This window comes from Caballeronia udeis, assembly GCF_001544555.2.
In the GTDB taxonomy this organism is placed as follows: Bacteria; Pseudomonadota; Gammaproteobacteria; order Burkholderiales; family Burkholderiaceae; genus Caballeronia; species Caballeronia udeis.
In genome coordinates, this window is sequence record NZ_FCOK02000082.1 from 14,063 (window position 1) to 37,424 (window position 23,362).

Here is a 23,362-nt window from a genome sequence, read left to right on the forward strand (position 1 = left end):
ATGGATAAAAACGCACGCATTTTTGTGGCGGGTCACCGCGGCATGGTCGGCTCGGCGCTGGTCCGGCACCTGACCAGCGAGGGTTATCGCAACATCATCACGCGGACCAAGTCGCAACTCGACCTGACCGACCAGGTCGGGGTCAACATGTTCTTCGAGAAGGAAAGCATTGACGTGGTGTTGCTCGCGGCGGCGAAGGTCGGCGGCATTCTCGCGAATTCGACGCTGCCGGCGTCGTTCATTTACGAGAACCTCACGATCGAAACCAACGTGATTCATGCGGCCTGCCGCTGGAACGTGTCGAAGCTGGTGTTCTTCGGCTCGTCCTGCATCTATCCGAAGGCCTGTCCGCAGCCGATCAAGGAAGAGTACCTGCTGAGCTCGCCGCTCGAGCCGACCAACGAGGCGTACGCCATCGCGAAGATCGCCGGGCTGAAGCTCTGCGAAGCTTATAACCGTCAATACGGCTGCAAGTTCATCTCGCTGATGCCGACGAATCTCTACGGTCCGAACGACAACTATGACCTGAAGAGCAGCCACGTGCTGCCGGCGCTGATCCGCAAGGCGCACGAAGCGAAGCTGAACGGCGAGAGCACGCTGACCGTGTGGGGATCGGGCACGCCGCGCCGCGAGTTCATGCACGTGGACGATCTGGCCGGAGCCGCCGTGTTCCTGATGGAAAGCGGACGTACCGAAGGCGTGTTCAACGTGGGCGTGGGGGAGGACCTGTCCATTCGGGATCTGGCGGAGACGGTCTGCCGCGTGGTCGGCTTCCAGGGCCAGCTCGTGTTCGACGCGAGCAAGCCGGACGGCACCATGAGAAAGCTGCTGGATGTGTCGAAGCTGGCCGAGATGGGCTGGGTGGCATCTACCGGGCTTGAGCAGGGCATCCGGGCGACCTACCAGGATTTCCTGCAGCGCTACGAGGCGCTGAGCCAGCAACCGGCACACGCATGAGCCTGAAGTTGATGAAACGCTTCGCACATGCGCGCTACCAACCAGGGATAAGTACAAAATGAACGCTACGGTCACTATTTTTCATAACGTCGTCTGGTCGCGGCACAAAGGTGCGGTGCTGTCCGCGCTGCACAACATCTCCGGGTCCGGTTCGATCAAGTATTCGATGGTTCAGATTGCCGACACCGAGCATGACCGCATCGGCTTTTCTGACGTGGACTATTCGTTCCACAGCTATCCCATGCGCAAGCTTTACAACGGCTGCTATGAAGACGTGCCAACCTGGCGCATGACGGCCCGGCTCACGTGGGAAGTGCTGAAGGCGAAGACGGACCTGGTGGTGCTGCCGGGCTATCACCGCCCTGAGTACTGGGCGATGATGGCCGCCTGCATCCTGACGGGCAAGCGTCGTGCCGTGTTCGTCGATTCGACCGGACGCGACCGGCCGCGCAGGATGATGACGTCCATTCCGAAGCGCGTGTTTTTCTCGCTATGCGACGGTTATTTCGGCTTCGGCGAACGCAGCCGCGAGTATTTGATGTCGCTTGGCGCGAAGCAGGAAAAGATCTTCATCCCGTGCCAGGCTGCCGCATTGCCGCGCTCGTTTTCGCCGGAGCGCGCGCTGCCGGACCGGCTGCATTACCGCGCCGGCAACAAGCCCATTTTCCTGTATGTCGGCCGTCTGTCGCCGGAGAAGGGCATTGGCACCCTGATCGATGCATTCCGCGGTTTGAAGGAACGGATTCCCGATGCAGCGCTGCGCATTGTCGGCACCGGTCCCATGGGTGACGAACTCAAGGCGAAGGTGGCTTCAATGGGCCTGTCCGGTTCCATTACGTTCCTGGGCAGCCTGCAGGACGAACCGTTGTCCGTCGAATACTTCAGCGCTACCTGCATGGTATTGCCGAGCATGAGCGAACCTTGGGGACTGGTGGTCAACGAGGCGCTTAGTCACGGCTGTCCCTCGGTGGTGAGCGAGAGTTGCGGCTGCGTACCGGAACTGGTGATTGACGGGGTGTCGGGTTATGCGTTTCCGGCGGGCGACGTACCGGCCATGCAACGTACGATGCTCAAGTCGATCGAGGCTTTCGCCGACACGGCAGGCGCAGCGAAGCGATGCATGGACGTGATCCAGCGTTTCGATCCGCCGTCTGCCGCAGCGAACATTGCGCGGGGCTGCGCGATGATGCTCAGCGACTGACCGTGGATCCTTGCGACGGCCGATTATTAATTACAGAACCCAGAGAGGCACGCATGATCACCGAAGCGCGATTGCGCGGGCGTGCTCCCGCGGCTGATGTTTCGCAAAAGTCCTTTCCGACGGCGCGTGCTCGTCCGGCGGAAGTGGAGGCACGATGAGAATCCTTATCTACGGGCTCAACTACGCGCCCGAGTTAACCGGGACAGGCAAATACACCGCCGAGATGGCGGAGGCTTTGCAGCAGCAGGGGCACGACGTTCATGTCGTGTGCGCGCCTCCGTATTATCCGGAATGGAAGATCGCGAAGGGTTATTCGGGTTCGCGCGGTTCGCGCGAAACACGCAACCAGGTGCGCGTCTGGCGTTCGCCACTGTGGGTTCCGGCCCATCCGAGCGGTCTCAAACGCATGGTCCATCTCGCTTCATTCGCGGTGGCCTCGCTGCCTGCGCTGATCATGCAGGCGTGGTGGCGCCCCGACGTCGTGATGTCGATTGCGCCGACCATGCTGAATGCGCCGGCCGCGCTCGTGCTGGCGCGTTTGATGGGCGCTGATTCGTGGCTGCATATTCAGGATTTCGAAGTAGATGCGGCGTTCGATCTCGGCTTGCTCAAGAGTGCACGCGCGGGACGCTTTGCGCGCGCGGTCGAGAGCGCACTTCTGCGCCGGTTCAACGTTGTCTCCACGATCTCGGACAAGATGGTCGAGCGCGCGATTGCGAAGGGCGTTGCCCCTTCCAGCGTGTTCCGCCTGCCGAACTGGGTGGATATCAGCACCATCTATCCGCTCAATCGGGTGAACAAGTTTCGCGATGAACTGAACATAGCCGAGAACGCGAAGGTCGTGCTTTACTCCGGCAACATGGGGGCGAAGCAGGGCATTGAAGTGCTGGCGGGCGCGGCGGCTGCGCTGGCTGGACGCCAGGACATCGTGTTCGTGTTCTGCGGTAATGGCGCGACCAAGGCAGAACTGGAGAAGTGCTGCGAGAATTTGTCCAATTGCCGGTTCATGCCGCTGCAGCCGGTGGAGCGCCTGAACGAATTGCTCAATCTCGCCGATATCCACGTGCTCCCGCAACGCGGCGATGCGTCTGATCTCGTGATGCCGTCCAAGCTCACGGGCATGTTCGCGAGCGGCCGTGTAGTGGTGGCAATGGCGCGTCCCGGGACGGAGCTTTATAACGTCGTGACGCCGCGCGGTGTGGTCGTGCCGCCAGAAAATGTGCAGGCTTTATCCGATGCTATCGAGATGCTCGTGGCCGATCCGGAGCGGCGTGCGATTCTCGGCGCCGAAGGCCGTGCATTCGCGGAGCTGAATTTATCGCCGGTCTGGGTGCTCGGGCGGCTGGATGAAAAGCTGCGTGTATTAAGGGGTGAAGGTGCAGCGGCACGCTTGACCGAACGCAAGGAAGCGAAGGCCGCGAGCACGGCAAGCGTGCCGTCAAAGGCGACTTCCGCAGTGACGCTGGTGGAGATCGAGAAGATCGATTGATCATTGACTTGCTGCAACCGGAGGCGGCTTCCGGCATGGCGCAGTCAGCCCGGTGAAGCTGGCCGGGTTGCCTGCTTCACCACCTGCTTCACTGCGCGCGTGACAGGTGTTATTCGAAGCAGGGCTAAACACAACAACACTCAATACGGAGATCGATAGATCTCCGTTGTTTTTTTGCCGGCCGGCTTGAGGCCGGTCGTGCCGTACACGGACCGGGCCGCGTCTTCGGGCGTGCCGGTCGCATCCTTCACTTGTACGCGTGCACCGTGCTTCATGGCTACCGAGCCGGGCGTGACGAACGACGCGTTGGTCTGGGTCGGGTCCGCGTTGTTGGTCATCATCTTTTCAGCGGACGTGGCGGCTCCGGCGGCCTTCGCGCCGTTAGCGCCCTTAGCCCCGTTGGCGCCGGGTGCCTGGCCATAGGGATCGGCATAGCCGGCTCCATAGGTGTCAGGGCCGCCCAGCAGCTTCTCCTCGGAGGTGAAGTCGCGTGTACCTGCGTCGGCGGCTCCCGCTGCATGGGCGGAAGGCCATGCAGCGCACGCGGCGCTCGCAAGCAGCAGGGCGAGTACGCGATGAAACGAAGGTTTGCGATTGATTGATTTCATGATGCGCTCCGAAGAATCGGCAAGTATGAAGATTGATTGTTATCCCAAAGACGGCGCGGTGTCGAGCGGTTGCCACCCCTTGTTTCAAGGTAGCAAATATTCGCGCGCAAGCTCATGCAGATACCGCCAAAAGTCTTTCCCTTGCGGCCATTAGTGGGTTGCCGCACGAGAGCGGTAAGACGTATCGCAGATAATCCTTTCATGCGGCGCTGTGATCCAGTTTGGTTTTGCAATAAGTGCAATGCGCCGCAAAGGGCTCGGGGGCCGGCAATCATGCTCAATACAATCGACGAACCTTGCGTTGAGGACCGGGTGGCTAAAGACAAGACCACCCCCAATCAACGCGAACATCACGCTGGCCAGGCCGCAACCGAAGGCACGGCGCGCTTCAATGGCGCAAGCAGCACGGCTAGCGGCAAGGTCATCGACCTCAGTCTGGCGGGCAAGGGCAACTACGTGGCCCGGCGTGGCGTGCTGACGGAGATCGTGTGGTTCTTTCTTGAAGCCGCGGTCATCAATAACAAGTTCATACCGGCATCGGCTGCACGTGTCTGGCTGTTGCGCCGCTTTGGCGCACGTATTGGCTCAGGTTGCCGGATGCCTCATCCGATTCGCGTGAAGGCGCCGTGGAATCTGGAGGTGGGCGACAACTGCTGGTTCGGTGTGAACGCGTGGATCTACAACCAGGCGCTGATCCGGATCGGCTCGAATGTATGCATCTCGCAGGAAGCATTCCTCACCACCGGTTCACACGATCTCGAGAGCAACATGGATCTGCGTGTTGCGCCTATCGTGATTGAAGACGGCGTGTGGATTACATCGAGATGTGTCGTACAAATGGGCGTGACCATCGGCCGCTCGACAGTGGTAACACCGCTGTCGGTGGTACATCGGTCACTGGATGCAGAAGGCGTATATGGCGGGAATCCGGTGCGATTTATCAGAAAGCGGTTCACCGAATAGCACCGGAACAGGGCGCCGCCGGGGAAAAAATTTGCACTGTATGCCGGGCGCGTCGACCAGCGCGCTTTTGGCTGTCTGTGCCTTTATCTTGGCGGGTGACGAAGCACGGGTCCGACGATTATTACACGCAGGTAAGGCTTGGCACGGCTTCCTGGCTGCAAGTAATTTCGACCGAGACTCGCGTAGTGCTTCGTGGATGAAGTGGGGACCGACACCTGTCGGATGCCGGCGGCATGATGGCCGCGCGGAACAGCACCGGCAGCGAAGCGTTTCAACAACGGGTGACGACAGCGGAGAACCGAACACAACAAGTGTGCGAACCGCTGCACACGAGAGGGAGCACGGGGAATGTTCATTGACAGCCGGAATGTTGAGCAGCGCGCGGTAATTGAAACCACGGTCTGCATCATCGGGGCCGGGGTGGCCGGGATCACACTGGCGCTCGAAATGGATAAGCACGGCATAGACACTGTTCTGCTGGAGAGCGGTGGCTACAAGCCGGACGATGCCACGCGCGATCTGTATCGCGGCGAGAACGTCGGGATTCCTTACACATACGCAGATGGCAGCCGCAGCCGTTTCCTGGGCGGCAGCAGCAATTGCTGGGGCGGCTGGTGCCGTCCGCTCGATTCATGGGACTTCGAAAAGCGCGACTGGGTGAACGATAGCGGCTGGCCTTTCGGGCTCGACGAATTGCGTCCGTACTATGCCCGCACGCATGGCTTGCTCAAGCTCGGCGAAAACAATTTCGATCCGGCCTACTGGGAAGCCGCCATTGGCCGTGACGACGTCAGGCGTCATCCGCTGCCGAGCGGCACCGTCCGCGACACGATTTCGCAGTTCAGCCCGCCGGTGCGTTTCGGCAAGGTCTACAAGGCCGTGCTCGAGCACTCGTCGCATGTGCGCGTGTTCCTCAACGCCAACGCCATGAACATTGATACCGACACCGAAGCGCGGCATGTCTCGCGTATCGAGGTCGGCACGCTGAGCGGCCGGCGTTTCACCGTGGCTGCGAAGATCTTCGTGGTGGCGACCGGCGGCATTGAAAACGCACGGTTGCTGCTTGCATCGAACAAGGTGCAGACCGAGGGCCTGGGCAATGGCAACGACCTGGTGGGCCGCTATTTCATGGACCACCCGCGCACCATGCAGGGCAGCATCAAGTTCAAGAAGCCGTGGGCGCGCAACAAGCTCTACGACATCAAGTATCACTATCAGAATGCATCGGTCTCCGCGCACGGGCAGTTCATCTCGTCGCAATTCGCGCTGACGCAGAAGGTGCTCGAACGCGAGCGCCTGCTCAATGCACGCGTGTGGTTCTATTCGGTGTTTCGCGGTGAAAACACGGAAGGCGCCGAAGCGCTCGTGCGCTGCAAGCAGGCAGTGCTGCAGAAGGACCAGCCGGACTGGAACTTCTCGCAGGACCTGCTGACCATGGCCAGGCATCCCGTGGACACGGCTTGCTTCGGTCTTGCGCGCCTGTTGCAGCCGCGCCCGCTGATCACCGACGTCAAGTTCCAGACCATCGTGGAAGCGGAGCCTAATCGCGACAGCCGCGTGACGCTGTCGTTGCAGAAAGATGCGCTCGGCATGAACCGCGTCAAGGTGGACTGGCAACTGACCGAGCTGGCCAAGCGCACCTTCGATCGCACGGTCACCCTGCTGGCGGAAGAAATGCAGCGAACCGGCGTGGCCGACGTGCAACTCGACGAGCCGCTGGAAGGCAAGCCGTGGCCGGCGCAACTGGAAGGCACGTGGCATCACATGGGCACGACCCGCATGCACGACTCGCCCAAGCAAGGCGTGGTCGATCGCAACTGCCAGGTGCACGGCATTAGCAATCTGTATGTAGCGGGCAGCTCTGTATTTCCGACGGTCGGCGCGAATTTTCCGACCATCACAATCGCGGCAATGACGTTGCGGCTTTCCGAGCATGTGCTGAAGGCGCTGCGGGGCGAGATTTCGCCGCTTGCGTCAGTGACGTCGATTGGCGCGGGTGCGGCAGAGCGCCGGGCGTCCGAAGACACCACCATGCCGTTCGCCGCATCGACGTTGCGCTCGCCTTCGGATCTGGCCTTCATGGCGAAGAAGTAGGGCGGTTCGGGTATCGGGCAGGTCTGGCTGGCTGCCCGATATTCATAGCCGATAAAAAGACCCGCCGGTGGATGACTCCACGGGCGGGTTTCTTTTTTGCCGGGCTTTAAAAAGAAATGCGCTTTACACGGTCAATGGGCGCTTCCCTACCGTACCGCCGCTGTCTCTGGCGCCGGCCTGCAACACCCGCAGCAGATCCTTCGACATGGCTTCGACCGTGAAGCGCCGATGGAAAGTCTGCATCGCCTGGGTACGCATGGCGGCCGCGAGCGACGGCTCCAGTTCAAGCCAGTGCCTGAGGCTCGATACCGTCCCGGCGACCGTATCCGACGCCACGAAACCCGCGCCGTCCGCTTCCACTTCGCGCCAGATATTCACCTTGTCCGAGATCAGCGCCGGCAGGCCGCAGCCCAGTGCTTCAGCCACTGCAATGCCGAAGTTCTCCTGATGTGACGGCAGGATGAATGCATCGCTTGCCTGGAACGCTCCCCACTTCATATCGCCGAGCAGCATGCCGGTCCACGTGATGCGATCGGCAATGCCCAGTTCGACGGCGAGCTTTTGCAGCGCGGGTGTCCATTCGCCGCTGTCCGGACCGGCCATCACCAGATGCGCGGAAGGATCGATATCGCGGATCTCGGCGAATGCCTTGACCAGCAGATCGCAGCCTTTCTTTTCGTGAATGCGGCCGAGGAACAGCAGCAGGCGCTTGGCCGCGAGTTCGGGATACGCCGCGAGAAAGGCGTCGCGTACCGGTGCGGAAAACGCCGGTGGCGGGGTGGTGCCGAAGGCCACCACTTCCTCGTTCGCGCGATACAGCCGGAACGATTGCCGGGCAAGCACGCGCTCTTCTTCAGCGGTGAACAACACGCGTCTCGCATCACGCAGCACGCGATATTCCGCCCACGGCCAGTACAGGGATTTCTTCAGGTGTTTGAGCGGATAGGTCCGCTTGAACCACGGGTCGAGCATGCCATGCGGGAACACGTAGTAAGGCACGTCCAGCTCGCGCAGGGCCTTCCACGCGCCATAGCTGTGGTATTGCCAGAGGCCATTGATGATCACGGCATCGAACCGCGTGGCGTGGCTCTTGAGCCAGGGCACGAGATGCGGCGTCAGGCCATAGTTGCCGCGCGACGGACCGAGCGCATGCACGGTCAGCGGGAACGCGGCGAGCCAGGGCGCGGCGGGGTCGTCGAGCGTGACGACTTCCACTTCGTGGCCGAGCGCCGTCATGTCGACGCCGCTTTGCCGGACGCCTTCGGTCGGACCGCCCGCACGCGGGTCGATGGTCGATAACAGATGCAGGATCTTCATTGAGGGGCGTCGCTTGGGTGATTGATCGGTGGAGCGATGCGGGTCAATATGGATCGATATGGATCGTCAGCCGGCCACCCGGGCCGGCTCGATCTTCATGCCGATGTATACCGCGACATCGTGCCCGTGGGGTCGCGGCCTTCGTTCAGCGCGGGTGCATGCGCCGATACGGGCGTCGGCATCGCGACGGGAGTGACAGGCGTGACGGGGGTTACGTTCGGAGCCGGTGCGGGTGTCCCGGGCCGGCGTTTCTTCGGGAGTCCTTGTTTCGCGCGACGCTGGGCATCTCGTTCCTGCATGGCATACGAGAGGCGCGTATAAGTTGCGACCAGCAAACCGAGCGCGACGCCGAACACGAGACCGGAGTAACGCGGACCGAGCGGATTGCCGCCGATCGACATCGCCGGCAAGCCTGCGAGCAGCAGCAGCGAACGCCCCATCACGGGCAGGTATAGCAGGTCCGGCACGCGCCGCCGCCACACCCGATACGCGATCCCGCCCAAGCCCAGTGCAAGCAGTATCGCAAGCGGCATCCAGAGCCCGAACAGCAAACCGCCCGCGAAGAACTGGTACACCCAGAAGTTGTGGCCTGCGGCGAATTCCCGGATTGCGTAGAAGTCCTTCTTGGAAATTTGTCCCGCGAGGTCGGGCAGATAGTCGGGCGAATAGTGATACACCGCGCCATACCCCTTGCCGGCGATCAGCGCTGACGGCGTGGACGTGACCTGGTCGTACTGGTCCTTCATCTCCGCGAGACGCGTGATGGTGGTCGGGTCCATGCCTGAAGTCGTTTCCTTCGACGCGTAGATCCGTTGTGCCCAGTGATCGGCGACATCGGGGAAAAACATGGCCGCGCCGGCCGCCATCGCGGCGAGCAGCAAGCCGGTCAGGACGGCGCGCATGCCGGCCTTGGCCAGGTGCCGCGCCGACGGCGCCGACAGCCACGTAGCGAAGGCAAACAGCAGGACGGTGCCCACCAGCAGGCTCCGGGTAACGCTCAGCAGTTCAATCAGGATCGTGCCGAGGAAGAGCGCGAGGTTGATCATGGTGAAGCGCTTGGCGATCACGAACTGATGCAGGAGGACGCCCTGCAAGCCGAGGAAGGTCGCCGATATGATCCGGTAGCGCACGTCGTCGAGCGGGCCGCCGCTGGTCGCCATGCCGTAGGCGAAGCTGAAGACGAGCGAGAGGGCCATCGACCAGAACAGCGCCTTCTCGAACTGCTCGAGCCGATCGCCTTGCCACGGCCGGCATGCGGCCAGGTAGCCAAGCAGGAACAGCCCGAAGGGCAGCAGGGTGCGCAGGTAGTTGCCGAAGTCATTGTCCTGCATGAGCTGGGCCACGATGCTGCCGGCCACGGTCGCGACGGTTCCGGCCGTAATGATCGAACGGAAGCGCGAGCGCCGCGTGAAGCCTGGCGCGATCAGCCACAGGATCAGCCCGGCGCCGAGCACCGGCAGGGTCATGATGATCTGCATTGCGTGGCTGCCGTCGTCCAGTCCCGCCTTGTAGTCGAAAGCGAGAGGGCATATCAGCAGCCAGATCCATAAAGTCGTGAATTTATTGCGCATGGCTTGTCTCTCTTCTCAACTCTCAGTTTTGAGGTTTCGCTGCGGACACTTCGACGTTCGGCGGCGCGTGGGACCTGGCCCGGATGCAGGCAATATTTGCCTGACTGTTTTCCTGAGCATGCCCTGCTGAAAGCATTCCTTCCGTTGCATGCATCGCATAACGTGTTCGGTGCCCGTTTGCAGCACCCATTCCCAGGGTCGGCGGGCCGGGGCGAATTCAAACGGCTGCTTACTTCCGATGTGAAGGAGCGGCGGGTCGAAACTGGATAAACCCGACGCGCATGAATCGTTCCGCGCGTTCGCCGCGCGGCGAGCCAGACGCACCGTCTATAGTCGTTCACCCCCGCTTTTTCCGAGGCGGCTGGCTGGTTGCTCGGAATATAGCAGTGGCCGAATCGGCTGCATCCCGGGAGGCGGTAAAGCACTAGTCTTCGTCTTGAATCGACGGGCTGACACACGTGCGCCGCCGCACGCAACGCATGGCGGAGCCCGTGTTTGCAACGGTTTCCTGTTGCTTGCGGATTGCCGTGGCGCACTGCGAGGCAATTGGCACGAGGCGTCGCATGCGTGCGACAGCCCGCAGTGCATGGCCGTGAATGGCGTGATGTTGGCGGATGAAACCGGAGTGCTCAGACGAAGATTCAGGGACTGACAGTCCGAGCGCGGTTTGCGTGCGGTCGGGCTGCGGTCTCGTTCCATACCGGCGGCGGATTTCGCCAGGAGAGTCGGGAACAAATACCGGAAGACAGGTCGGAAACGCGGAGCACACGCGCCGCCGCAAAAGGGGAACACCATGGGCTTGTTCGGCAAACCACGTACACAACAAACATCGAACCGATCGATCGAACTCGACTTCATCCGGGGCATTGCGATCATCGCCGTAATGGGCTTTCACTTTCACTCGGTCAAGACCGGCTATGCGTTTGTCAGCTGGATCGAATATCCGTTGAAAAGTTTTGGCCGCGAGGGCGTGAACCTGTTCTTCACGCTGAGCGGTTTTCTCGTGGGCGGGCTGCTGCTGAAACAATATTCGGAAGCGGGACGGATTGATGCCCGGCGCTTCATCATTCGACGCATCTTCAAGATCTGGCCCGCGTATTACGTGCTGATCCTGTTCCATGTGTTCGCCGGCCGTCATCCTGCGGACACCTTCCTGTTCCAGAACCTGACGCACATGCAGAACTACCTGGGCACGTCGATCAATCAGACCTGGAGCCTCGCGGTTGAAGAGCATTTCTATCTTTTCCTGCCCGCGCTGCTGTTGCTGTTCGTGCGCTTCAAGGTGGGCGCGAATGCGATCATCGGCACCTTGCTCGGCATTTGCGGCATCGTGCTGCTCGCGCGTTGCGCGGTGGTGTCGAATGGCGATCTGGATGCCGCGTTCTTCCAGACGCAGTACCGTATTGACAGCCTGCTGTTCGGCGTGATCCTTGCCGCTTTCTACTGGATGAAGCCCGAGGTTTACAAGAAATTCGCCAGCCGGAAATGGCTGCTGCTCAGCATGGTGGCGGTGTTGATTGCGTGGCTTGTCCTGGCTACACCGCACTTTGCGCTTGACGAAAGTATCGGCTACACGATCCAGGCGATCGGTTTCACTGCCGCGATCGTGCTCTCGGTCGAATACTCGGGGGCTATCCGCGATTCGCTTGCATATCGCGCGGTGGCGTGGATCGGTGTGTATTCGTACGGCATCTATTTGTGGCATTCGCTGGCGCTTGCGCCCGCCGACATCATGATCCGCAAGATGGCCGCCATGCACGTTCCGTCGCTTGCTACCTGGGCGCTGGTACTGAGCGCGCAGTTTTGCATCGCGATCGTGATTGGCTACGTGACTACGCGTGCAATCGAATTCCCGTTCCTCAAGATTCGTGACGCATTGTTCCCGGCCAAGCGCAAAGGCGAAATGGAAGTGCCTGTAGTGAGCACGCACGTGTCCTGAGCGCGTCTATGAAAACCGCGCTTTGTATCAAGCGCGGCTCTCCCCTGATTGACCGAAGTGTCCGGGCGCTTGCCCGGACCGTGCCAACTCCTTGTCTGGAACGATCATGGAAGCACTTCATTACTGCTGCTCCAGATGCATGACAGGGGATGCCCTGCATCCGATGCCCAATAGAAGGTCGTGCATGGACGACCCGGAGGTTCGCCAATGACGCAGACACCGCGCATCGCCGCGCTTGATGTGGGCCGTACGCTCGCCGTGATCGGTGTGATTGCGGTTCACCTTGCACCGTGGATGGTGGAGAGTCCTGTGTGGCTCGATACGCTTGCCAATCTCGGCCAATACGGTGTGCAGTGTTTTTTCGTCATCAGCGCGATCACGATTTTCGCTTCGATCGAGCATGATGCGCAGCGTTTAAGCGGGACACGCGAGGTGTTGCGCAACTTCTATGTAAAGCGTTTTGCGCGGATCGCGCCGCTTTATTACCTGGCGATTATCGGCTACGCGGTCGTCGACCATCTGGCCCTTCGCGCGCACGGTCACATGCTGTTGCCGCACAGTTTCTCCGACGTCGTCCTCAACCTCGTTTTCCTTCATGGGTGGGTTCCGTCGGCATCTGACAGTGTTGTTCCGGGCGGCTGGTCGATCAGCGTCGAGATGCTTTTCTACCTGATCGCGCCGGCGCTGGTGTTCTTGTGCCGGACCACGCGGGGGCTGACGGCTGTCTCCGTGCTGACCGCGTTGTTCTCGGTGTCGTTCTGGTATTTCGGCGCGTGCGGCGGCGGACCGGCATGCCGCGTAGTGAACAACGAGTTTTTCTATTTCTGGCCGCCCATGCAGTTGCCGTGTTTTATCGTTGGCTTCTGGACCTGGCATCTGGCGCAGGATTATTTGATTGGCGACAGGGTGTTGCCGTTACGTGCATGCAAATGGCTGGCGGTTGGCGGAGCAGTCATGGTCGCCGCGTTGTTCCTGGCCGGTACCGGACGCGGGATGGCTCATGGTGTTGCGCCGACATTCGCGGCCTTGGCGACTGCCGCGCTGATGCTGTTGTTGACGCGGGTCTCTTCTCGGACGTTGCGGGCGCCTGCGCTGGTGATCCTGGGGCGCAATAGCTTTGGCATTTACATCTGGCATTTCGTCGCGATTCTCGGCGTGCGTGCGGTGGTCAAGATCGATGCGGTCGATGATTTTGCCGAATACCACGCCGTGCTGGTTTTTGCTGTGTCGATGGTGGTCGCAACAGTCGCCGCTTATGCGGGCGCGCGGTTTACCGCGAGGCGAGTTGAAGAACCGTGTTCACGGTGGGCGCGGGAATGGTTAGTCAGGGTTCCTCTCAGCGTCCCGGCCGCGCGGGGTGCCGCCGCTGACGGCACTGAAGGGGCTTGATGACGGTTTTCAATTGAGCCTGCGCGGTGCCGGCCCGGACAACTGCTCGCCGGCTTCTTTTGCGAGTGCAATGCCGCCAAAGAATAGCCGAACTGCGCCATGCCGATACTGCCTTGCAGTTCGGCGCTGCTACCATTCCCAGCAAACGACAGGGGTCGACATGAGCACTACGACAAGTAAGTCTGGCGGAGTTCTACCAGCGCTGACCAGCATCCGCTTTTTTGCGGCCCTGACGGTGGTGTTATCGCATTTCACCGAATTGGGCTTGCTTAACCTCCCCAAGTGGTTCTTTAATTTCGTGGATGGCGGCCGGCCCGCCGTGTCGCTATTTTTCGTGCTCTCCGGGTTCATCCTGACTTATACGTACCGCAAAACAATCGGTACCGAGGGCCCGGCGCGTTTCTATGTCGCCCGCTTCGCCCGGATCTATCCGGTCGTGCTTCTGTCCCTGGTTCTGTCGGGGCTCGTTACCGCTTATCTGCTTAGCGGCGGCGACGCATCGCTCATGCTCGAGTGGTACGCGCTGAAGAATTCGATTTATATCTCGCTCGCCGTCAGCCTTATCTGCCAGCTATTGCTTCTGAACGCATGGTTTCCGTTCGCCGCGATCAATCAACCGTGGAACGGGCCCTCATGGAGCATCTCCTGCGAAGCGTTCTTCTATGCGCTATTTCCGCTGCTCCTGCGCAGGCTCGAAGCAATACGAGTGAAGACATTGTTCGTTGTGTGTGCGGGACTCTGGATACTCCAGGGGCTGTGGATCGTGTTTCTTCAGCATGCGCTTCCAGCTAGCCGCCACGGCTTCCTCGTCGCGGAGTTCCCGATTACGCACCTGTTCGAATTCATCATCGGCATGTGCACCGCGATCAAGTTTGATGAGCTGCGTGCGCGTGGCACCTCGCTCCACTCTCGCGGCGTGGCGCTGATTTCCGTGGCGCTTGTTGCGATCCTGGTGCTCGCATACTGGCGTCCGGTTTCGCCCGCCTACTATCTGGAATCGCCGTTCTTCGCCGCGCTCATACTCGGCCTTGTCCTGCTGGAACGGCCGGTCGTCGGACTCTTGAATCAACGCTGGCTCGTGCGCCTGGGTGAGGCAAGCTATTCGCTCTACCTCATTCATGTGCCGTTGGCACATCTGGCGTTCATAGCGGGGTTCAGGCAATCGAACGGGTGGATCGCCATGGTCTTCTCAATCTGCCTGAGCGCCGTGATCTTCCAGTACTTTGAGGAACCCATGCGAAGGCGGATCCGCGCGAGGTTATCAACCCTCGCGCCGTCAGCGCGGCCGGCCACGGCGCTGCATGATCGGGCCGCATGACGTTCCCGGAGGGAGGGGGCGCAGCTCTTGCTGAGCGCCGGTCAGGCTGCGCTCATTGGATCGCTCATTCGATGCCGGGTAGCTTTCAACAATCTTTAAACAATCGCCTGCCGCAGCGTCTGCTTGAAGTGGCTCAGCGTATTGCGTTCCAGCAAATGCGGCCCGGCCGGCGCTGCGGCCGGGTGCTCCTCGAACACCTTGTCGAAAGCGCGATTAATCGACGCAACCGATAACTCCTCGATCACCGGCCCCAGTTCGCCGGTCCGGCAGAACCATCCAATCAGCCCGTCGGCCGTGGCGACCACGGGCTTGCCGAACCGGTAGGCCTGGACCAGTACGCCGCTCATGCCGTAGTGCCCTTTATAACCAAGCCAGACCACATCGCAGGCGGAAAACAGGTCGAGTTCTTCCTCGGCGGTAATAAACCGGTCCATGAAAACCGCTGGCGGCGAAAGTGCGCCCGTCGATGCAAAAAACGCCCGGGTCTCGTCGTCCTGTGCACCGGCCACCACGAGCGTCGGCTGATCGGTACCGTCGCGCTTCGCCAGCGCCGCGACCAGATCCTGAATCCCCTTGCGCTCGGTGATTGCGCCATAGACAAGCACATGCTTGCCCGTGCCAAGCCCGAGCCTCTGACGGGCCGCCAGCGGCTCGGCGGCCTTCGCGTCGGGGAATGGATCGGCGAGATACTGGACGGCCGCGCTACGGCCCGCCTGATGACCCGCGCGCGTGCACCACTCGGTCAGCGTGGGATCGATGGTCAGCAAGGTCTTCAACCCCGGCGTGCAGATAGCGCGCTGAAACAACTGCGCCTTGATCGCGTTGACCACCGGTTCGCGCGGCGCTTTCACGCCCACCTTGGCGTGATGAAAATTGGCCCGCATCGTAATGCCCACCCACGGTGTTGCGCCAAACGGCGAACCCGTGAACGGCAGCGAGTAAAAGAAATAATCGACGTAAGGGACCACGACCAGCGCGATCTTGCGGTTGCGGCTGGCGACGTCGAATGCATGCTTGAAATCGCGGAAGAACCGCACGTAACTGACCTTCGCAAAGCCGCTGCGGCCATGGACAAGCGGCTCGACAAACTGGATCTGCAATTCGGGTCGGTTCTCCTGGGTAATGCGCACGGCAAGCGAATGCGCCGCGTTGGCGGGATCGGTCACTATTACGCACCGGTACCCCGCTTCCAGATAAGCCGCGGCTGCCCACTCGGCGTAACGCCAGCGATGCCCGGTGAAATTCGGTTCGACAACCAGGACGGTGTCGAGTGTGTCATTGGCCATGGTCTTTGTTTTTGGAAGCGTACAAAAAGAGTGTGGCGTCCGGTACGCGAAGTGCCAAACGTCCACTCGAAACTGCCGGATCGGACTGCACGCCTTCATGTGCGCCGCACCAAACATCAGTCGATAACGTCAACACTAGCATTGCTGCCTGCGACGTAACCGCCAAAGTCAGGGTATTCCTCTGGCGAAAAAAGACAGTGACCCAGCGCACATGAGGGCCGATATCGACTACGAGATGGCGCACGGCACAGGGCGCGTCACGTTACCTTTGCGGAAACCTTGGGGTTTATACATAGCTAATGCAAAGTCACGTCGCGCGGGCAACCCGTTTGCCACGCTCCAACTACAAAAATTCGATCCGACGCGAGGAATGTCTGTGAGAGCAGTTCGCTTACCATTTTCAACCGCGAGCGTGCGTTTTGACCAGGACGCCGCCATCTGGGTGCTGCTGCAGCAAATCGTGGTGCGGGGATTCGTCGCGGTCAAGTTCCTGGCGATCGGCCGGATTCTCGGACCTGCTGCGATCGGCAGCGTCAGTGTCGCGTTGCTGGCGGTGGCCATAGCCGAAGCGCTGAGCGACACGGGCCTTGCACAAGCCGTCGTGCAGGGCCGCGAAACACCGACCCGTTCGGAACTGGGCGCCGTGTGGACCACGCTGGCCTCGCGCGGGGCGTTGATCGCGCTGCTGATTGTCTGCGCCGCGCCGCTGATGGACCAGCAGTTCCATCTTGGCGGCTCGCTGCTGCTGTTGCAGCTCGCCGCGCTGTTGCCGCTGATTCGCGGCGTGGCGTCGCCGGCGTATTACATCGTGACCCGCGAGCGCGGATTCATGCGCATCGCGGGCGTGGAGATGTCGTCCGCCTTCCTCGATTGCGCGATCGGCCTGGCCTTCGCGCTCGGCGGCGCGGGCGCTTATTCAGTGCTGCTCGGGATGGTGGCGGGAGAGACGCTCAAGACGGTCCTGACCTGGACCACCATGTCGCCGCGGCCGCCGCTGCGCTTGTCGTGGAAGGGCATTGGGCATTACGTGAATTTCAGCCGCTGGATCTGGGCGGGCAGCGTGGTGAACCTGCTGCTCAATCAGTTCGACAAGGTGATTGTCGCCAAGCTGCTCGGGCCGGCGCAATTGGGCGCCTACCAGATGTCCTCGAAGCTCGCCCAGATGCTGCTTGCCGATGCCGCCATCGCCATGTCGCAATACCTGTTTCCGACGTTCTCCGCACATCACCGCAAGGATGCGGATTTTGCCGCGCGGTTGTTCCGCCGTTATCTTGCACTGATCGCGGCCGGTCTCGTGGTGCTGGTGATATTCCTGCGTTTCGCCGCCGAACCGCTCTTCCAGATCGTGCTGGGAACCGCGTGGCTGCCCGCTGTGCCGCTGTTCCGGATCTTCGTGGTCAACATGGCTATCGGTGCCGTGATCGCCGTGCTGGTATCGTATTTGCGTGCGGTGGGCCTGCCGAAGGTCGCCACGCACGCGTCCATCATCCAGGCCGTGGTGCTGCTGGCTACGGTGCCGGTCGCCACCCATTTGTGGGGCGTCACCGGCATTGCCTGGGCAATGACGGTCGGTCTTGGTGCAGCCGCAGGGTGGATGTTGTTCCGAATCGCCAGGGAGGCGTGATGCGCATCCTTCATCTTGTTCTTGCTCCACGCCTTTCGGGGGCGGAAGTGCTGGCCAAGGACCTCGCGATTCATCAGCAGAGGAGCGGCGAAGTGGTCGGCATGACGTCACTGCGGCCGCAACACGACGACTTCGTGAGGCTGCGCGAGGAGCTCGACGCGAACGGCGTGGAGTGCATGTTTCCCCGCGCATTCCACGGCACGCTCGGCAAGCTGTGGCATTTGTACCAGGCGGTCCGCCACTATCGTCCGGACGTGGTGTTTGCCCACGCGACCATTCCCGCTTTCTACGCACGTGCCCTGCCCATATCCGCGCCCGTGGTGTATGTGATGCACTCCGCCACCAACGACTTCGAGCGCGGTTTGTTCCGGCGTATTGAACGCGTGTTGTCGCGGCGGGCGCGGGCGGTGATCGGGGTGTCGCCGGCGAATATAGACGACTATGTGGCCGCTGTCGGCCGGCATCCGTCAATGCAGCTCATTCCAAACGGCGTGGACATGGCGCGCTTCTCGCACGGCCTGGACGCGGATCTCGCCAATGACCATGCGCAGATCGTGCAGATCGGGCGTTATACGTCGGTGAAGAACCAGTTGCAGACGGTGCATGCATTCAAGGAAGTCGCGCGGCAGGTTCCGCTCGCCCGATTGCTGCTGGTCGGCGTGGTCGAGGATCCGGCCTATTTCACGGCGGTGAAGGATCTCGTGGTGAAGCTTGGGCTCGAGCAGCAGGTCACGGTGGAAGGGCCGCGTTCGGACGTCTCGGACATTCTCTTCAAGGCCAGCGTGTTCGCGATGCCCTCGCGCTCCGAAGGCCATAGCATCGCGTTCCTGGAGGCGCTTGCGTCGGGGGTGCCGATTGTCGCCAGCGACATCCGGCCGTTCAGCTTCGCGGCGGATTTTCCGGCTGTGCATCTGCTGGATCCGGAGGACACCTCAATATATGCACGCGCGCTGGTGACCGCATTGGGAGAAAAGCGGGCGCAGCGGCCGCTAGGCGGCCTTACCCTTGCCGATACCGCCGAGCGTTATCTGGCCGTCGCGCGGCAGGTCACGGGGTACATGGCGGGTGCGTCGGCCTGAGCGCAGGATTGCCCGCATTCCAGCGTCGTAAAAAAATGCCGGCTGTGCAAGCCGGCATTCCTGTTTCTAATTCCTGCTTCTATCGACGTCGAATCTTCAACTTCAGTGGATCAATGAAACAGCTTGGTCGCCTGGAGCAAGGTGTTGATCACGCCCCATGCAAGCGGTACCAGCACATAGATCCAGAACACGCCGAGCAGCAGCTTGTTGGACGGCGCGGCATCCGCGTTGGCGTTCAGGTCGGTACGGGCGTTCATTGTGTTCTCCGGTTTATCGTTGTCCTGGGATTCAGTCTGCCGCGAGTGCGGACGCGCTCATGTGATGTTTCTCGTGCACGCGCTTCACCAGCAGGTTGCAGATAAACCCGATCACCAGCAGTCCGGCCATGATGTGCAGGGTCGTGGTGTAGGCCTCCGCCTTGACCACGCCATGCTCCACTTCATACGCGCGGATGTAATTCACCAGCACCGGACCTGCGATACCGGCCGCAGCCCACGCGGTCAGCAGGCGTCCATGAATGCCGCCTACGAATTTCGTGCCGAACATGTCGGCAAGATAGGCCGGGACGGTCGCAAAGCCGCCGCCGTACATGGACAGGATCACGCAATACGAGAGCACGAAGAGCGCAACGTTGCCGGCCTGCGCGAACTGCGGCACCAGCAGATACAGCACCGCACCGAGCACGAAGAAGACGAAGTAGGTGTTCTTGCGTCCGATCCAGTCCGACGCCGATGCCCATACGAAACGCCCGCCCATGTTGAAGAGCGAAAGCAGGCCGACGAAACCGGCCGCGGCCCCCGCCGTGACCGATGTCTTGAAGCTCTCCTGGATCATCACCGACGCCTGGCCCAGCACGCCGATCCCGGCCGTCACGTTGAGGAACAGCACCAGCCAGATCAGGTAGAACTGCGGCGTCTTCAGCGCCTGGTCAATATCCACGTGATTGCGCGTGATCATCTTGTTGCCGTTCGTCACCGGCGGCGTCCAGCCCGCCGGCGTCCAGTTGGGGCGCGGGACGCGGATGGCGAGCGCACCGATCGACATCGAGATGAAATAGATGACACCCAGCACCACGAAGGTCTCGGTCACGCCGTTGCTGGTCGCGCTCTTGAAGTGGTTCATCAGCGCGACCGAGGCGGGCGCCGCGATCATCGCGCCGCCGCCGAAGCCCATGATCGCCATGCCGGTCGCCATGCCGCGGCGGTCAGGAAACCAGCGGATCAGCGTGGACACCGGCGAGACATAACCGAGCCCCAGTCCGATCCCGCCAATCACGCCGTAGCCGAGGTAGACCAGCACGATCTGATGCAGGTGCACACCGAGCGCCGCCACCAGGAAACCCCCGCCGAAGCAGGAGGCCGCCGTGAACATGGTGCGTCGCGGCCCGACTTTCTCCAGCCACTTGCCGGCGAACGCGGCCGAGAGCCCGAGGAACACGATAGCCAGCGAAAAGATCCAGCCGAGCGTGGTCAGCGACCAGTCGTCCGGGGCCGATTCCGTAATCCCGATGACACGCGTGAGCGGCGCGTTGAAAACGGAAAACGCGTAAGCCTGGCCAATACACAAGTGCACGGCGAGGGCGGCGGGTGGCACCATCCAGCGGGAAAATCCCGGTTTTGCAATGGAAGCTTCTTTGGAAAAAAATCCGGGCGAACCGGTAATTGTGCTGCCTGTATGAGAGCTCATTCTGGGTCTCCAATCTGATTTATTTGTGTTGTTTATCGTTTGCTTTTTTTATGAACGGACTTCAGCCGCATTTCGGCGGAGCTTCCGAAATGCGGCTCAATCGACGAGTAACGAGTTGCACGACGAGGGGAATAAAGTGGGGGTTTTATATATGATGTTTGTGTTCATAATGTTGGCTTGCCGGTGCTTCCCTCTCACGATAGTAAAGGGCGCACCTAGTTGCAATAGGATATCGTAAGACATAAGTAATTGTACTAATAAGGCAATCCTTGATAAGGCCGTCTTCGGCTGTTCCAAATCAGTAAAAACAGGAGTTTTCAATAATCTTCAGGTAAGTGCAGGTAATAACTTCTATAGCATTGGCTTATCGCCTCGATATACGAGATTTATCAATGGGACAGATTAACTGGTATTTTCCCGAAGAATTTTGATTGCGGCGGCGAGCCTGAAAGATCGCGTGGCCGATGGAAAAACGCATTAAATCGGCGAGAGGCGGTGCGAACAGAAATGGGTGGGCAGGGAGGTGGCGCTACGTTGGCCCGACGATTTTCAGCGCGCCTTTGCGATACGGCTCTCGCCACCTGACCTGTACGGACACCCGCGTTTCAGACCCGGTTCGGGTTATCACAATCGTCATTTCGTATGACTAATCCAGGGCCGGAGAAACATCAAGACGTCGCATGAAGAGCGCATGATTTGCACGGCGAAGGCGCGGCTGACCTTCGCCAAATCCCACGCGTTGCGCCCACGCTGGAGGCGGTGGACGACGGACGTAGCGCGTTATCTCACCTTAAGGAGCACGTTCCATGAGCACGATCAAGACGAACGACGGCACGGAGATTTTCTACAAGGACTGGGGTACAGGCAAGACGGTGGTGTTCTCGCACGGGTGGCCTCTGGATGCGGACGCGTGGGATGCGCAGATGTTGTTCATGGTCCAGAAGGGCTACCGCGTCATCGCCCATGACCGCCGGGGACATGGGCGTTCAGGTCAGCCGGCACAAGGCAACGACATGGACACCTACGCCGACGACTTGGCCGCCGTGCTCGACGCACTGGATGTGAAAGACGCCATGCTGGTGGGCCACTCAACGGGCGGTGGCGAGGTCACGCGTTATATCGGGCGTCATGGAACGGGGCGGGTATCGAAGGCCGTGCTGATCGGCGCCGTGCCGCCGTTGATGCTGAAGACGGAAGCGAATCCGGGCGGCTTGCCGAAGGATGTATTCGATGGAATTCGCGCAGGCGTGGCGGGGGATCGCTCGCAGTTCTACAAGGATCTGGCGCTGCCGTTCTTCGGCTACAACCGCGATAACGCCAAGAAATCGCAGGGTGTGATCGACACGTTCTGGGCGCAGGGAATGTTGGGCGGGATACTGGGGCACTACGCGTGCATCAGGGAGTTTTCAGAGGTCGATTACACGGAAGACCTGAAGAAGTTTGATGTACCGACCCTGATCCTGCACGGTGATGACGACCAGATCGTGCCGATCGATGCAGCGGGAAGACACTCGGCGAAGATCGTCAGGAATGCGACGCTCAAGGTGTATCCGGGCGGTGCGCACGGCATGTGCGTGGTCGAGGCTGACAAGGTGAACGCGGACTTGCTCGCGTTTGTGTCGAGCTAGAAGGAAGCAGCGCGCCGGCTGAAGAAACCGCCGGCGCGGGAAGCACTACTTCTTCACCGGATGAGCCCTCCGGAACACCATCCATCGCGGCGATTTGAACCGGACGATGCTGACGTAAAGCCACACGTAGGTGAACGCAAACACCACCACAAAGCAGAACAGATGCAGCGTATGCCGCCAGAACAGCGTGGCGGGAATCACGGCCACCAGGCACAGCAGCCACAGATACGGTGAGGTGAGCGAATTGCGCCGCGTGATTTCGCGGGCGTTCTGCGCCCCAACGGCCCAGCGCATGAGGCGCTTGTACACCAGCATATGCAGATGCACGCCATCGGGAATCCCGGGCGATATCCCGCGAATAAACTTCTTCCGGTAGATCGAGAAACAGGTCTCGAAGATCGGATACATGAACAGCAGCACCGGGAACCACGCCGAGACATCGCGATTGCGCATCACGAGCATGATGGACAGTTCGGCAAGCATGAAGCCGATGAAATACGCGCCGCCATCGCCGAGAAAAATCAGCCCGGCCGGGAAGTTCCAGATGAAAAAGCCCATCACCGCGCCCATCATGATCAGCGAGGCGGACAACACCACCGGGTCGTGAACCTGGAACGCCACGTACGCGAGCGACGCGAACATCATGAATGCGACCATGGACGCGAGTCCGTTGAAGCCATCGATGATATTGATTGCGTTCGCCAAAGCCGCCACCGCCACCACGGTGACAAGACACGAGATGACCCCGTAGGTCAGCAGGAAGTCGAGCGGCGGAACGCTGATACGCGTGACCGCGATTCCCAGCAGGAAATACGCAAGCGCGGCCGCGGCCATGGTGCAGACCAGGCGTACAACCGGCGTGACCCGCTTGGTCAGGTCCTCGAGAAGTCCCGAGAAAAACGCCGGCATGCCGCAAGCAACAATGGCGAGGATTCCGCTCGACACGGCCGGATAAGTCCATCGAAGCTGCACGGCCGAGACGGTGAGTCCGATCAGGATTCCGACCCCGCCGATGCGGGGCACGGACCGCGCGTGAAACTTCTGCACGCCGGCAAAATCGCTATCGCCGGAAATGCCTTCGTGCAAATGGGCAAACCGCACGATCAACAGCGTGATGAATAGCGAAACGAGAAAACCGAGCGCAAAACTGAGCATGAAAAATAACCACTAGAAAGAACGCATCAGGCGGGGCCTGAACCAAAACCAGGCCGCG

18 protein-coding genes are annotated in these 23,362 nt (G+C 60.8%); 11 read left to right on the forward strand and 7 right to left on the reverse strand.

What is annotated here, in order from left to right:
* From AWB69_RS37250 to AWB69_RS37260, 3 genes are all read left to right on the forward strand, one after another.
* Complete coding sequence (locus AWB69_RS37250) at window positions 1-957, forward strand: GDP-L-fucose synthase family protein (RefSeq protein WP_062091787.1); 957 nt, start codon at window positions 1-3, stop codon at window positions 955-957.
* Window positions 958-1,015: 58 nt separating this feature from the next.
* Window positions 1,016-2,158: a glycosyltransferase family 4 protein gene (locus AWB69_RS37255; RefSeq protein ID WP_062091788.1), complete on the forward strand. Its 1,143-nt coding sequence runs from the start codon at window positions 1,016-1,018 to the stop codon at window positions 2,156-2,158.
* A 154-nt stretch (window positions 2,159-2,312) separates the two neighbouring features.
* Window positions 2,313-3,647, forward strand: coding sequence for a glycosyltransferase WbuB (locus AWB69_RS37260; RefSeq protein WP_062091789.1), 1,335 nt, complete (start codon window positions 2,313-2,315; stop codon window positions 3,645-3,647).
* A gap of 140 nt (window positions 3,648-3,787) precedes the next feature.
* Here the strand turns inward: AWB69_RS37260 and AWB69_RS37265 are convergent, their stop codons facing one another.
* Window positions 3,788-4,255 carry a hypothetical protein gene (locus tag AWB69_RS37265; protein ID WP_062091790.1) on the reverse strand — a complete coding sequence of 156 codons (468 nt, stop codon included), beginning with the start codon at window positions 4,253-4,255 and terminating at the stop codon, window positions 3,788-3,790.
* 273 nt (window positions 4,256-4,528) lie between these two features.
* On the opposite strand from AWB69_RS37265, the gene AWB69_RS37270 reads away from it, so the two are divergent.
* Window positions 4,529-5,218: an LbetaH domain-containing protein gene (locus AWB69_RS37270; protein WP_231937360.1), complete on the forward strand. Its 690-nt coding sequence runs from the start codon at window positions 4,529-4,531 to the stop codon at window positions 5,216-5,218.
* A 348-nt stretch (window positions 5,219-5,566) separates the two neighbouring features.
* Complete coding sequence (locus tag AWB69_RS37275; RefSeq protein ID WP_062091791.1) at window positions 5,567-7,312, forward strand: GMC oxidoreductase; 1,746 nt, start codon at window positions 5,567-5,569, stop codon at window positions 7,310-7,312.
* Between the two features lie 123 nt (window positions 7,313-7,435).
* Here AWB69_RS37275 and AWB69_RS37280 read toward each other — a convergent pair whose 3' ends face one another.
* Together AWB69_RS37280 and AWB69_RS37285 are read right to left on the reverse strand one after the other, a co-directional pair.
* Window positions 7,436-8,629 (reverse strand): glycosyltransferase, encoded by a 1,194-nt coding sequence (locus AWB69_RS37280; RefSeq protein ID WP_062091792.1) that lies wholly within the window; start codon window positions 8,627-8,629, stop codon window positions 7,436-7,438.
* A 95-nt stretch (window positions 8,630-8,724) separates the two neighbouring features.
* On the reverse strand, window positions 8,725-10,200 hold the full coding sequence (locus tag AWB69_RS37285) for a hypothetical protein (protein ID WP_062091793.1): 1,476 nt from the start codon (window positions 10,198-10,200) through the stop codon (window positions 8,725-8,727).
* 793 nt (window positions 10,201-10,993) lie between these two features.
* Here AWB69_RS37285 and AWB69_RS37290 point away from each other — a divergent pair.
* The 3 genes from AWB69_RS37290 to AWB69_RS37300 all read left to right on the forward strand — a co-directional run bounded on the left by AWB69_RS37290 (window position 10,994) and on the right by AWB69_RS37300 (window position 14,846).
* Window positions 10,994-12,139, forward strand: coding sequence for an acyltransferase family protein (locus AWB69_RS37290; protein ID WP_062091794.1), 1,146 nt, complete (start codon window positions 10,994-10,996; stop codon window positions 12,137-12,139).
* Between the two features lie 207 nt (window positions 12,140-12,346).
* Window positions 12,347-13,528: an acyltransferase family protein gene (locus AWB69_RS37295; protein ID WP_062091795.1), complete on the forward strand. Its 1,182-nt coding sequence runs from the start codon at window positions 12,347-12,349 to the stop codon at window positions 13,526-13,528.
* A 160-nt stretch (window positions 13,529-13,688) separates the two neighbouring features.
* A complete protein-coding gene (locus AWB69_RS37300; RefSeq protein ID WP_062091796.1) occupies window positions 13,689-14,846 on the forward strand; it encodes an acyltransferase family protein in 1,158 nt (385 codons plus the stop codon).
* 95 nt (window positions 14,847-14,941) lie between these two features.
* Here AWB69_RS37300 and AWB69_RS37305 read toward each other — a convergent pair whose 3' ends face one another.
* Entirely contained in the window at window positions 14,942-16,132 is a 1,191-nt protein-coding gene (locus tag AWB69_RS37305; RefSeq protein WP_062091797.1) for a glycosyltransferase, read from the reverse strand.
* Between the two features lie 376 nt (window positions 16,133-16,508).
* Here AWB69_RS37305 and AWB69_RS37310 point away from each other — a divergent pair, with 376 nt between their 5' ends.
* Both AWB69_RS37310 and AWB69_RS37315 read left to right on the forward strand, forming a co-directional pair.
* Window positions 16,509-17,756: an oligosaccharide flippase family protein gene (locus AWB69_RS37310; RefSeq protein WP_062091798.1), complete on the forward strand. Its 1,248-nt coding sequence runs from the start codon at window positions 16,509-16,511 to the stop codon at window positions 17,754-17,756.
* Window positions 17,756-18,835 (forward strand): glycosyltransferase family 4 protein, encoded by a 1,080-nt coding sequence (locus tag AWB69_RS37315; RefSeq protein ID WP_062091799.1) that lies wholly within the window; start codon window positions 17,756-17,758, stop codon window positions 18,833-18,835. The genes AWB69_RS37310 and AWB69_RS37315 overlap by 1 nt, the downstream gene beginning before the upstream one ends.
* A gap of 110 nt (window positions 18,836-18,945) precedes the next feature.
* Here the strand turns inward: AWB69_RS37315 and AWB69_RS37320 are convergent, their stop codons facing one another.
* Both AWB69_RS37320 and AWB69_RS37325 read right to left on the reverse strand, forming a co-directional pair.
* Window positions 18,946-19,092 carry an MFS transporter small subunit gene (locus tag AWB69_RS37320; protein WP_062091800.1) on the reverse strand — a complete coding sequence of 49 codons (147 nt, stop codon included), beginning with the start codon at window positions 19,090-19,092 and terminating at the stop codon, window positions 18,946-18,948.
* Between the two features lie 31 nt (window positions 19,093-19,123).
* Window positions 19,124-20,521: an L-lactate MFS transporter gene (locus AWB69_RS37325; RefSeq protein WP_062091801.1), complete on the reverse strand. Its 1,398-nt coding sequence runs from the start codon at window positions 20,519-20,521 to the stop codon at window positions 19,124-19,126.
* 806 nt (window positions 20,522-21,327) lie between these two features.
* Between AWB69_RS37325 and AWB69_RS37330 the strand changes: the two genes are divergently transcribed.
* Window positions 21,328-22,149, forward strand: coding sequence for an alpha/beta fold hydrolase (locus tag AWB69_RS37330; RefSeq protein WP_062091802.1), 822 nt, complete (start codon window positions 21,328-21,330; stop codon window positions 22,147-22,149).
* 45 nt (window positions 22,150-22,194) lie between these two features.
* Here AWB69_RS37330 and AWB69_RS37335 read toward each other — a convergent pair whose 3' ends face one another.
* A complete protein-coding gene (locus tag AWB69_RS37335; RefSeq protein WP_062091803.1) occupies window positions 22,195-23,304 on the reverse strand; it encodes an MraY family glycosyltransferase in 1,110 nt (369 codons plus the stop codon).
* Window positions 23,305-23,362: the final 58 nt, after the last annotated feature.